This is a genomic window from Flavobacterium zepuense (assembly GCF_007097145.1).
Taxonomy (GTDB): Bacteria; Bacteroidota; Bacteroidia; order Flavobacteriales; family Flavobacteriaceae; genus Flavobacterium; species Flavobacterium zepuense.
Window position 1 is genome coordinate 28,425 of record NZ_VJVZ01000008.1, and the last position, 12,681, is coordinate 41,105.

The following is a 12,681-nucleotide window of genomic DNA, read 5'->3' on the forward strand; positions in this document are numbered from 1 at the left end:
CCATAAGCTAACTTAAATGTTGTGGAGGGTAATCGCCGTGAGGTAAGAGACTCGTTTGTTCCATTCCTCTGTAAGGTTGTATTTGTTAGAGGGTATGCGCCAAATTTTGGTCTCGTAAATACATTTGCCAAATTTCTCTAATTCTTTAGATGTGGCAAAGTCCTTTAATTTTTCGAGGCCCCGCATAGCAACAATAGCAAAATCAGGCTTTAGGTCTAATTTTTCTACAGATTCAATAATATTGGTAATACTTTTGCGCTGCTGTGTTGGCGCGCCCGATACAATTAATACATTTTTTTGGCGTACCGTAATTACAAGTGTACCGTCGTTAGAATCAGTGATGTTGGCTACCTGCTCTAATGATACCTTACCGGATTCTGAAAAATATACCTTACGTATAACTTCAGGCTTTAACCTTCTGCAAACTTCGTGGATCGTCTCGGCCTTGCCGGAACTTCGTGCTCCTTTTACAATTATATATTTCATAGCATATAGTGAGTTATTACAAAAAAATGGTATTCCTCTTAAATTGTGTAGTAGCGTAATAAATATAAATATGTTACATATTCCAATAAAATTTTAAATAATTAATTAAATAAAGATATCAAATTTATAAAATGTTTAATGATATTCCTTACGGTTTTCCGTAAATGCAAGTTAAAAAAAACTTAAAAAGGTAAATTTTATCGATAAATATAACAAAAGCTAACATAGGTTATATTAAACCCATATCTTTTGCAATAGATATAAGATGAATAGTATTATTTGCCTTAAAATTTAATTTAAGCCTATTTAATCTTTTTTCAATACTGCTCGTACTGGATGTTTTTTTTAGCTGATTTCTAAAGGTATCGCTAATTTCGGCCTGGGTCATCCCGTTACTAAGGCAAATAAGCAATTCTACATCATCTTCATCTATGTGGTGCGAAAAATCTTTTAAAATGTAGGCAAGCTGCGGAGAAATGTATTTTTCGCCGGTGTTGTATATAAGGGTAACAGCATCAATTAGTTCGGTAACACTTTCGCGTCCTTTTGCTACAAAACCATCGATCCTGTAGGTATCAAAAAGCGATTTTATCCTAAAGGGCTTATCATCTATAGAATAGGCTATGATACGTATAAAAGGCTGCTCTTTTTTTATTTGGTGAATAAGGTCTTCTCCGGTTGAAATTTTAGTTTCGCGCTGCGAATCCTGAAAAGACAGGTCGGTAATTACCAAATCAAAAGGAACATTTTCATTATAAGCTTTTTTTAATTTTAAAAGGGCTTCATCACAGTATTTGGTACTGCGTACATCAGCATCAAAATTAGCATGCAACAGCGTGGTTACGCCAAGGCTGATACTGTCTATATCTTCTACAATTAATATTTTCTTAAACATATATCGTGTTTGCCGGATAAATTAATGTAAGGTGAAACCCACGCCCGGCGCTAAAGTCAAAAATAATACTGCCACCGATAGAAACCATACGGTTTTCTACATTTTGCAGTCCATTTTTAAAAATTATTTTTTCGCCACCGGCTCCTATACCGTTATCCGAATAGGTAATGTTTATCTTTTTCTTTTCCTCCTTAAAATCTACAAGCACTACCGTTGCATGGCTGTGTTTTGCCATGTTTACCATAAGTTCTTGTAAAACACGGTAGGTAGCTATTTTTTTAGAAGCAATAATGTTATCCCACTCAACTTTTTCGAGGCCTTTTATTAAAACATTTACACCATCGCTGGCATAGCAGCCCAGCATGAGTTTGAGTTGTATAGGAAACCTGAAGCCCGTATCGATATCATGGTTTTCGCGCGAAATGTTGCGTGTACGAAGGTAAATATCATCTAACTGCGAGATAAGTTTGTCTTTTTTTGTACCCGAAACAACCTCTTCGCTTGCCACAAACAGTATGGTGCTGTAAATTTCGTTAGCAATTTCGTCGTGTACTTTGCGCGATATGCGTGTTTCGGCGGTATAGGCCTCCAAAATCTTTTCTTTGTTATGCTTTTGGCTCAGCTTATAAAAAAGTACAAAAGATGCCGATATGCTTGCTACCAGGCCAAATAATAATATCTTATTATAGTCCTTGCTCATTTCCAGCAGTACTTCATGGCGCTGCCGGGTTTGGGTAGACGGTGTTTGCGGACTATTTGAAGCCTGGCTGTAGACCGTGCTAATAAATAGTAGTGTAACAGCAGCAAGTATATATGTTTTTCTTATCATAATAAACTGGTAAAAAAAATGCATTAACGTTTACCTGTATACAAACCTGCAAAGATTATATACATGGTGTTTTTGCTACTTATGGTACAATATGTTTTTTGCTTACCTGCCCAATAGGGCTATTTTTCTGCCTGTAATTGTGCAGGTAAGCAAGGGTATATATAATAAACGAAAACAGTGTATAAGTTAGTGTAAATTTCTTAATCAAACTCTGATGTGAAGAATAATTTTACACTTGGGTATTTAGACTGCGTCATTTGTATAGAGAATTCGCTATCGGCCAAAAATACAAGCTGCCCAAACTTATCTCTTGCCATAAATTTTTGCTTTATCCTTTTAAACTCGGCAAACTCTTCATTTTTTGGGTCATCGGGTTTAACCCAACATGCTTTGTAGGCAGGAAATAATTCGTAAGAACATTTAGCTCCATACTCATGCTCCAGCCTGTACTGTATAACCTCATACTGTAAGGCGCCCACGGTACCAATAACCTTACGGTTGTTCATCTCCAGGGTAAATAGCTGCGCCACACCCTCATCCATCAGCTGGTCTACACCTTTTTCAAGCTGCTTGGCCTTCATTGGGTCGGCGTTATTAATGTACCTAAAGTGTTCCGGCGAAAAGCTCGGTATACCCTTAAAGCTCATTTGCTCACCCTCGGTAAGTGTATCGCCAATTTTAAAGTTACCCGTATCGTGCAGGCCAACAATATCACCGGGATAAGAAATATCTACAATTTCTTTCCTTTCGGCAAAGAATGCGTTGGGGCTGCTGAATTTAAGGTTTTTATTGTGGCGAACGTGCAGGTAGGGCTTATTACGCTCAAACGTGCCCGATACTACTTTAATAAACGCCAGGCGGTCACGGTGCTTAGGGTCCATGTTGGCGTGTATTTTAAATACAAAGCCGGAAAATTTATTTTCATCGGGCTTTACATTACGGGTATCGCTATCCTTAGGCCTTGGCGAAGGAGCGATCTCTATAAAGCAATCCAGCAACTCGCGCACCCCAAAGTTATTTAAGGCTGAACCAAAAAATACCGGTTGCAGTTTACCATCAAGGTATTGCTGGCGGTCAAATTTAGGGTATACTTCATCTATAAGTTCCAGCTCTTCCCTAAGTTTTTCTGCCGGCTTTGCGCCGATGATTCCCTCAAGGTCGGGGCTGGTAATATCGTTAAAAGCAATGGTTTCTTCTATATCCTTACGGCTATCGCCGCTAAACAGGTTGATGTTCTTTTCCCAGATGTTGTATATACCCTGAAAATCGTAACCCATACCAATAGGGAAACTCAGCGGGGTAACGGTAAGGCCAAGCTTTTGCTCAACCTCGTCCATCAGGTCAAAAGCATCTTTACCCTCACGGTCTAATTTATTAATAAAAACCAGCATAGGGATACTGCGCATACGGCATACCTCTACCAGTTTTTCGGTTTGTTCCTCAACCCCTTTTGCAACGTCTATAACCACAATAACGCTGTCTACAGCGGTAAGGGTCCTAAAAGTATCTTCGGCAAAATCTTTGTGGCCGGGAGTATCTAATATGTTTATTTTTTTGTCTTTATAATTAAACGCCAGTACCGATGTTGCTACCGATATACCCCTTTGGCGCTCAATTTCCATAAAGTCGCTCGTGGCGCCTTTTTTAATCTTGTTGCTCTTAACGGCACCCGCCTCCTGTATGGCACCACCAAAAAGCAGTAGCTTTTCTGTTAGTGTTGTTTTACCGGCATCGGGGTGCGAAATTATACCAAAGGTGCGTCTTCTTTCTATCTCTTCTTTGAAACTCATTGTGTCCGTAACTGTTGTTTAGCGTATTGAGTGCAAAAATAGATTTTTCTAAGCTATTTAAATTAACCTTAGTATAATATTTCGTTATAACGTTACCCGGACTGCATCAATTGCCAAGCAGCAATGGTGGCAACACAGGGCATAATGCAATAAACCCGCACAACAATTATGAAAACTGTTAATAATAATACAATGAATATGGCTAAAAATGCTATTTTTACAATCACTATTACAAATGCACAAGGTTAGGGCAGCGGTTATAAGTGCTTATATTAAAGGTGCCTTTGTAATGATGATCGAATTTAATAAAGCGTAAAGCCCTGTACTGCCTATAAACAATGTTACGTATGAAAAAAAAATACCCGGTTTTACATTATTATCTTCTGTTTTGGCTGTTAGTGCTTGGGTGCGGAGCCTATGCGCAGCAGGACCCGCAGTACACCCAGTATATGTATAATACGCTGGTAGTAAACCCCGGTTATACAGGCTCTACCGGTAACCTCGAGGCAAATTTGCTGCACCGCACCCAATGGGTGGGTATAGATGGTGCGCCGCAAACACAGGCTTTTAGTATTCATGCGCCTGTGTTTAACGAAAAAATAGGGCTTGGGCTTAGTGCGGTAAACGATAAAATAGGCCCTGCTAATGAGGTATATGTAGATGCTAATTTTTCGTATAGCATTAATGTGGGGTTAGAGTCTAAAATAGCATTTGGGCTTAAAGCCGGGGCAAGGGTGCTGGATATCGACTGGTCTAAAGGGCGCTATTACCAGGAAGGCGACCCGTTGCTAAATACCAACATTAACAACAAAATAAACCCAGCAATTGGTGCAGGTATATATTACTATACCGATACGTATTATGCAGGGGTATCGGTGCCTAATTTTTTAAGGGCCGATTATTATGATGATATACAGGAGTCGACAGTGTCAGACCGATTGCATTATTATGTAATGGGAGGCTATGTTTTTAATTTATCCAATAATTTAAAATTTAAACCGGCGGTATTGGGTAAAATAGTAAGTGGGGCACCTATAACTGTAGATGTTTCGGCTAACTTTTTACTGTATGAAAAGCTAACGCTTGGGGCATCCTACAGGTATGACGACTCGGTTAGTGCGTTGGCAGGCTTCCAGATAACACGCGGCATATTCGTGGGTTATTCTTATGACTATTCTACTACCGATCTCAATAAATATAACGATGGCTCACATGAGTTTGTGCTGAAGTTCCAGTTAGTGCCTAAATCAACACGTATTAAATCGCCAAGGTTCTTTTAAACTATACCGCTATGACAAAAAGATTATTTTTATGGGGTTTAGTGTTATGTGCAACAGTAACTTTTGCTCAATCAAAACTGAAGAAAGCCGACAACCTGTTTGCTAACCTTGCCTACATTGATGCTGCCAAAGCCTACGAGGATTATTTTACAACGGTAGATAACCCAAAACCACAGTCGCTTATAAACGCCGCCGAATCTAATTATTATACAGGTAATACCGGTAAAGCTGTGATGTATTACGAGAAATATATTGAGAGTGGTGTTATTGTAGAAGGCGCGAACATCGACTTGCATTACTCGCAGGCGCTACGAATGGAAAAAAAATACGACCAGGCCGATCTTGTGCTGTTCTCAATGTATAAACATGATGAGAACAGGGTGCAGGAGCTAACAAAACAAAAAACGTATTTAGACAGCATCAACGGAAAACCTGAAAAATTTGAACTGAAAAATCTTGCCTCTAATACCGCTATGGCCGATTTTGGCACCGTGTTTTATAATAAGCAGGTAGTGTTTACATCGGCTAAAGATTCTGTGCGCAATGGTGCTAAGGTGTACGACTGGAACGGGCAGCCGTACTTATCCATCTTTATTGCCGACCGCAATGCCGATGGAACTTTTAGCAACGAGAAAAAGTTTTTAAACAATGCACAAACCGGTTACCATAACGCCGCAGTGGGCTTTTCTCCCAATCTTAAAACGGTATATGTAAGCGTAAATAATGTAGATAAGCAGGACAAACTTCAAAACAGTAAAAAAGGTACTAACAACATTCAGTTAGTTTACGGCGAGATACAGGGCGACAGGCTCACTAAAAAGCAAACTGCACCCTTTAACAGTGCCGATTATTCGGTGGGGCAGCCCGCAGTAAGCAGCGATGGCAAATGGCTTTATTTTGTGAGTGATATGCCGGGAGGCTATGGTGCTACCGACATTTATTATTGCAAGCTTTACCCTGATGGTGCTCTTGGCACACCTAAAAATGCCGGTCCGCAAATTAACACACAGGGCAGGGAGATGTTTCCGTACTACGATGGCGGTACCTTGTACTTTTCGTCAGACGGGCATTACGGTATGGGTGGGCTGGATGTTTTTAAAAGCACCTTAGCCGACGATAGCTATACGCTGCCGCAAAACCTTGGGAAACCTGTAAACAGCAACCGCGATGATTTTGCTTACATCATCAATAATGAGGGCTGGGGTTATGTTTCGTCTAATCGTGAAGGGGGCAGGGGCGATGATGATATTTACTATTTTACACCTAAAGATGTTACCTGCGAGCAGGTAATAACAGGGAAAGTAACCAATAAAAAAAGCGGCGAGCCTATACAGGGTGTTCAGATAAAGGCTAATGTTGCAGGAAGTGCTGTTAGCACCGCATCTGATAAAGAAGGTGTATACAGCATAACCATTCCGTGTGATGCAAAACCTGATGTTACGGCTGCTTTAGAGGGTTATACTACTAATAAGCCCGATGCTAACGGTAATGTAGAACTACAGGCCTATAAAGACCTGGTTAAGCTTGAAGATAATGTAGAGAAGGTAGATATAAACCCCATTTATTTTGATTTTGACCAATACTACATTACACCGCAGGCAGCAACAGAACTGGATAAAGTGGTTTTTGTAATGCAGCATTTTCCTGATGTGGTAATAAAGATAGAATCGCATACCGATAGCCGTGGTAAAGACGATTATAACCTGCGCCTTTCGGATGACAGGGCGAAATCAACGTACAGCTATATTGTAAGCAAGGGCATAGATCCTAAGCGAATTGAGAGCGTAAAAGGCTATGGCGAAACACAGCTGCGCAACAAATGCAGTAATGATGTGCCGTGTACCGATGAGGAGCACCAGCTTAACCGCCGCTCAGATTTTATCATCGTAAAAAAATAAAACACGGGCATAAATCTATACAGACAGTAAAAAGGCATCTTATTAAAGGATGCCTTTTTACATTTACAGGCTTTTTGCAAATATATCCTTGCATAATATGTATGATTGTTTACTTTTGTGAGTTGCTAAAAAGCAAGGGTATAATTTTTTGCCTTATGCTGCGTTAACTAACCGTACTAAAGCGTATAAATTAATTTTATAATGAAACTAAATCAGGTTCTATCAGGCCTACTATTAACGGCTTTACTAATTTCGGGCTGCAAAACATCTAAAGAGGCAGCCGCCCCGCAAAAAGAAGTTTTATTTACAGTTAATGACAAACCTTATTATACCGATGAGTTTAAGAGGGTTTACAAGAAAAACCTCGATCTTGTAAAAGACGATTCTCAAAAAGACCTGGATAATTACCTTAACCTTTTTATTGGTTACAAACTAAAAGTAAACAAGGCCAACAAGCTTGGGCTTCAAAACAATAAAAAATACCAGGGCGAGCTTAAAAGCTACCGCACACAGCTTTCTAAAAATTACCTTACAGACAGTAAAGTAACGGCAGAGCTTATAGAAGAGGCCTACAACCGTTCCCTTAAAGAAGTTAAGGCATCGCACATACTGTTTATGGCAGATGAAAACGCATCGCCGGCAGATACCCTTAAAGCTTACAACAAAGCGGCGGATGTTGTTAAAAAAGCCGCTGCCGGAGAAGATTTTGGCAAGCTTGCACAACAATACAGTGAAGACCCTTCGGCTAAAGAAAATCAGGGTGACCTGGGTTATTTTACCGTTTTCAGGATGGTTTACCCGTTTGAAACTGCTGCTTACAATACCCCAAAAGGCCAGGTATCTAAACCGGTAAGGACCCGTTTTGGCTACCACGTTATAAAAGTGACTGATGTTAGGGATAACCGTGGCGATGTTACTGTGGCACACATCATGATCATGAAGCCGCAACAGCCGGATGCAGCAGCATCTGCCAAAGCAAAAACCAAGATAGAAGACATCTATAAAAAATTAAAACAGGGCGAAGATTTTGCTGCACTGGCAAAACAATTCTCTGAAGATAAATCAAGTTCCGGCAATGGTGGGCAGCTTGCTAAATTCAGTTCAGGGGAGTTAACTTCTGTTGAATTTGAAGACCAGGCTTTCGGGCTTCAAAAAGCGGGTGATATATCAATGCCGTTCGAAACGCAGTTTGGCTGGCATATTGTAAGGCTTGTATCTAAAGAGCCTTTAAAACCGTATGCTGATGTTAAGCCTGATTTTGAGAACAGGGTTAAAAGGGATGAGCGCTCAAGGTTAATTGAGCAATCGCTTACAAGCACACTTAAAAAGAAATATAGCGTAGAAAAAGATAAAAAAGTATACCAGGAAGCAGTACTTGCCATAAACGACAGTATTTATGCTCAGGGCTGGAAAGCGCCTAAAAAAGGCAATTATACCAAGACCCTGCTTACTATTAATAAAGACAAAAAACTTACCGCACAGGATTATCTTAACTACGTAGATGCCCAGCAAAGAACAGGCGTTACCGCCAAGCCGGTGGCTAAAGCGGCCGATGTTTTTTACGACCGTTTTGTAGATGAGCAGCTTAATGTTTATTACAATGATAACCTTGAAAAAGAATTCCCTGAATTCTCTATGGTAATGGAAGAATACCGGGATGGTTTATTGCTGTTTGACCTGATGGAGAAAGAAATTTGGGAAAAAGCCAAGAACGATACCATAGGCCTTCAGAAGTTTTATGAAGCGAACAAGGCTAACTACCAGTGGAAAAACAGGGTAGATGCCGAGGTGTATTCGTCTACTAACGAAAAAGATATTAAAACAGCACGTGAGCAATTGCTTAAAGGTAAAGATGCTGCTGCTATAAAAACGGCGCTTAATACAAAAGATAAAGTAAACGTTATGGAAAAAACCGGCGTTTACGATCAGGATAGCGATGCCCTGCCTAAACAAGCCGTTTGGAAAACAGGCGTTAGCGATATTATTAAAGAAGGCAATTACTACTATGTGGTAAAAACCAACAAAGTATTGCCTGCGGGTCCTAAAACGCTGGATGAAGCTAAAGGCCGTGTAGTTAACGATTACCAACAATACCTTGAGAGCACATGGGTAGACGAGCTTAAGAAAGAGTTTACGGTTAAGGTTAACCAGGATACTTTTGCAAAAGTTAAAACAGAGCTTAAAAAGTAATGGTTAAAAACGCACTGCTGTTGTTGTTTGCCTTTGCGGTTTTTTCGTGCGGAAGCAAGGAAGAAACCGGCGGCCCCGATGCTGCGGTGGCAAGGGTTAACAATGCCTACCTTGACAGGGAAGAGCTTAAAGGCATAGTGCCTGCCGGTACCTCTAAACAGGACAGTATTGCAATTATTAAAAGCTATATAGACCGCTGGGCTTCGCAAAAGCTTTTGTATGATGCCGCGGTAGTTAACGTAGGCGACGACAAGCAAAAAGAGATTGAAAGCCTGATTAAGCAGTACACAGCCGACCTGTATACCAAGGCTTATTTAGAGGAAGTGGTTAAGCAAAGTACTGATACTGCCGTACCGCAGGAAGAGCTTGTAAAATATTACAATGCTAACAAACAAAACTTTAGGGCTACGGCTATGCTGGTGCGCCTAAAGTATATTAAAATGGCTAAAGACCACCCTAAGTTTGCCCTGGCACGCCAAAAGTTTTTAAGCGGAAATAAAAAAGATATAAAGGCGCTTAATGATATGGCGCTTCAGTTTAAAAGCTATGCCTTTAACGATAGTATCTGGACGGATATGAATGAGGTATACCAAAAGCTGCCTTTTATAACACCAGTAAACAGGGAAAAATACATAAGCAGCGGCACATCATACCAGTACCCCGATAGTACCGATGTATACATGGTAAAGGTAAGCAAGGTAATAGACAGGAACCAGGTGGCGCCTTACGAATATATAAAGCCTACCTTGCAGCAGCTAATAATAAATAACAGGAAACTGGAGTTAATAAAGAAATTCCAAAAAGAAATTACGGATGACGCGATTAAAAATAACAAATATGAGATTTATAAATAACAGGGTTGTCCTGTTTTTAGCTTTTGCCTTTTTGGGTTTAAACTTTGCTGCCGCACAGGAAATAATTCCGGAAAAGGTAAAAGATTCGGTTAAGCCGAAACTAACGCCCGGTGCTAAGCTAAAAGTTGATGGTGTGGTTGCTGTTGTGGGCGATTTTGTAGTACTTGATTCTGATATCGACCTTACCTATAAAGAGCTTCAGGCGAGCAATATGCCTATTTCAGATGTTACCCGATGCGAACTTTTAGGTAAACTTATGGAAGATAAGCTGTATGCCCACCAGGCCATTCAGGATAGTATTGTAGTATCGGATGCTGAGGTTAATGAAACCATGAACCGCCAGATAGATTATTTTGTTGAGAATTTAGGTTCTCCTGATAAAATGGTGGCGTACTTTAAAAAGAAAAACCTTGAAACGTTTAAGGCAGAACTTTTTGATATGATCAAAAACCAAAAGCTTACGGAGCAGATGCAAAAAAAGATCATAGATGAGGTTGAGATAACTCCTGAAGAGGTAAGGCAGTTTTACGCCAAGTTCACTAAAGAAGACCTGCCAACCTTTGGTGCAGAGATGGAAGTAGCACAAATTGTGGTAAAGCCGGAAATATCGCAGGCAGAAAAGCAAAAAGTTATCGACCGTCTTAAAGAAATAAAGAAAGAAGTACAGGATGGTGCCAGCTTTTATAGTAAGGCAGTATTGTATACCGAGGATAAAGCATCAGCGTCAAGCGGTGGATACATACCTGTAAACAGGAAATCGCAGCTGGTAAAAGAATTTAAAGATGCTGCCTTTAGTACGGATGAAGGGCAGATATCAGAACCATTTGAAACAGAGTATGGTTTCCATATCGTGTTTGTAGAGAAAATACGCGGTCAGGAGCTTGATGTTAGGCACATACTTATGACACCTAAAGTTACACCGGAATCATTGGCTAAAGCCAAAGAAAAAATTGAGAAGATAAGGGCTAAGATAGTAAACGGCGAAATTTCGTTTGCCGATGCGGCAAGGTCGGAGTCTGATGAAAAAGATACTCGTAACAGCGGTGGGTTGTTAATGAACCCACGCACGCTTGAGACGCGTTTTGAGCTTACTAAAATGGATCCTACAATTTACAACCAGGTAGCCGATCTTAAGGATAAAACCATATCTGAGCCTATTATGGATCAGGATCGCCTTGGTACGCCAAGCTGGAAAATACTAACGGTAACCAATCGTTATGATGAGCACCCTGCTGATTATGCTAAAGACTACACAAAAATTAAGGAGTTGGCATTAAAAGAAAAGCAGCTTAAAACCATTGCAAAGTGGAGCGCGGCTAAAATTAAAGAAACCTACGTTAAAGTAAACGGCGAGTACCGCGACTGCAAATTTGCCAATAACTGGCTAAAAAAATAAAAGCGTTTGTAGCCTAAACTTTAGGTAAACAACAAAATAATTTATAAGTTTGAAGCTAAGGATTTCCTTAGCTTTAATTTTAAAATCAAAGATCAAAACTATGTCAGACGTAGCAGCTATACAAAATTTAGTACAAAAACAGGCCGCTTTAAAAAAGGAGATAGCAAAAATAATAGTAGGGCAGGATGAGGTAGTAAACCAGGTGGTGTTAAGTATATTTTCAGGTGGGCATGCGCTTTTAGTGGGTGTACCGGGACTGGCAAAAACATTGTTGGTAAATACCATCTCTCAGGCGCTGGGGCTTAATTTTAAGCGTATACAGTTTACGCCCGACCTTATGCCATCTGACATATTGGGTAGCGAGATATTAGATGAGAACAGGCAGTTTAAATTTTTAAAAGGGCCTATTTTTTCTAACATTATCCTTGCCGACGAGATTAACCGTACCCCGCCTAAAACCCAGGCGGCACTACTGGAGGCCATGCAGGAAAAAGCCGTAACCATTGCGGGGCACCACCACAAGCTGGAGTTGCCGTACTTTGTACTGGCTACGCAAAACCCCATAGAGCAGGAGGGAACCTACCCGTTACCTGAAGCCCAGTTAGACCGTTTTATGTTTGCCATCAAGCTGGATTACCCTACGTTTGAGGAAGAAGTACAGGTGGTTAAAAACACAACGGCTGATGCTTCCGTAACCGTTAACCCACTGTTTACCGCGCAGGAAATTATAGAATTTCAGCACCTTATACGTCGTATACCCGTGGCTGATAATGTTATAGAGTATGCCGTAACGCTGGTAAACAAAACAAGGCCGGGCAATGCACTTAGTAACGATTATGTAAAATCATACCTTGATTGGGGTGCAGGGCCAAGGGCATCGCAAAACCTTATACTGGCGGCTAAGGCTAATGCTGCGCTAAAAGGCAAGTACAGTCCGGATATAGAGGACGTACAGGCTGTGGCAACAGGCATACTGCGCCACCGTATCATAAAAAATTACAAGGCAGATGCCGAAGGGATTACCGAAGAAATGATAATTAAAAAGCTGTTTTAAACAGCTTTT

10 protein-coding genes are annotated in these 12,681 nt (G+C 40.4%); 6 read left to right on the forward strand and 4 right to left on the reverse strand.

What is annotated here, in order from left to right; all coding sequences use genetic code 11:
* Positions 1 to 12 precede the first annotated feature (12 nt).
* From FMM05_RS12800 to FMM05_RS12815, 4 genes are all read right to left on the reverse strand, one after another.
* Complete coding sequence (locus FMM05_RS12800) at positions 13 to 486, reverse strand: hypothetical protein (protein ID WP_143373790.1); 474 nt, start codon at positions 484 to 486, stop codon at positions 13 to 15.
* 229 nt (positions 487 to 715) lie between these two features.
* Positions 716 to 1,381 (reverse strand): DNA-binding response regulator, encoded by a 666-nt coding sequence (locus tag FMM05_RS12805; RefSeq protein WP_143373791.1) that lies wholly within the window; start codon positions 1,379 to 1,381, stop codon positions 716 to 718.
* Positions 1,374 to 2,210: a sensor histidine kinase gene (locus FMM05_RS12810; protein WP_143373792.1), complete on the reverse strand. Its 837-nt coding sequence runs from the start codon at positions 2,208 to 2,210 to the stop codon at positions 1,374 to 1,376. The genes FMM05_RS12805 and FMM05_RS12810 overlap by 8 nt, the downstream gene beginning before the upstream one ends.
* Before the next feature lie 200 nt (positions 2,211 to 2,410).
* Entirely contained in the window at positions 2,411 to 4,000 is a 1,590-nt protein-coding gene (locus FMM05_RS12815; RefSeq protein ID WP_143373793.1) for a peptide chain release factor 3, read from the reverse strand.
* Positions 4,001 to 4,347: 347 nt separating this feature from the next.
* On the opposite strand from FMM05_RS12815, the gene FMM05_RS12820 reads away from it, so the two are divergent.
* The 6 genes from FMM05_RS12820 (at position 4,348) to FMM05_RS12845 (ending at position 12,672) form a co-directional block, all read left to right on the forward strand.
* Entirely contained in the window at positions 4,348 to 5,280 is a 933-nt protein-coding gene (locus tag FMM05_RS12820; protein ID WP_143373794.1) for a PorP/SprF family type IX secretion system membrane protein, read from the forward strand.
* Positions 5,281 to 5,291: 11 nt separating this feature from the next.
* Positions 5,292 to 7,178, forward strand: a complete 1,887-nt coding sequence (locus FMM05_RS12825) for an OmpA family protein (protein WP_143373795.1) — start codon at positions 5,292 to 5,294, stop codon at positions 7,176 to 7,178.
* Between the two features lie 201 nt (positions 7,179 to 7,379).
* A complete protein-coding gene (locus tag FMM05_RS12830; RefSeq protein WP_143373796.1) occupies positions 7,380 to 9,368 on the forward strand; it encodes a peptidylprolyl isomerase in 1,989 nt (662 codons plus the stop codon).
* Positions 9,368 to 10,222, forward strand: a complete 855-nt coding sequence (locus FMM05_RS12835) for a hypothetical protein (RefSeq protein WP_143373797.1) — start codon at positions 9,368 to 9,370, stop codon at positions 10,220 to 10,222. Before FMM05_RS12830 ends, FMM05_RS12835 begins: the two co-directional genes overlap by 1 nt.
* Entirely contained in the window at positions 10,206 to 11,618 is a 1,413-nt protein-coding gene (locus tag FMM05_RS12840; RefSeq protein WP_143373798.1) for a peptidylprolyl isomerase, read from the forward strand. The genes FMM05_RS12835 and FMM05_RS12840 overlap by 17 nt, the downstream gene beginning before the upstream one ends.
* A 100-nt stretch (positions 11,619 to 11,718) precedes the next feature.
* Positions 11,719 to 12,672: an AAA family ATPase gene (locus FMM05_RS12845; RefSeq protein WP_143373799.1), complete on the forward strand. Its 954-nt coding sequence runs from the start codon at positions 11,719 to 11,721 to the stop codon at positions 12,670 to 12,672.
* The last annotated feature ends 9 nt before the right edge of the window (positions 12,673 to 12,681 follow it).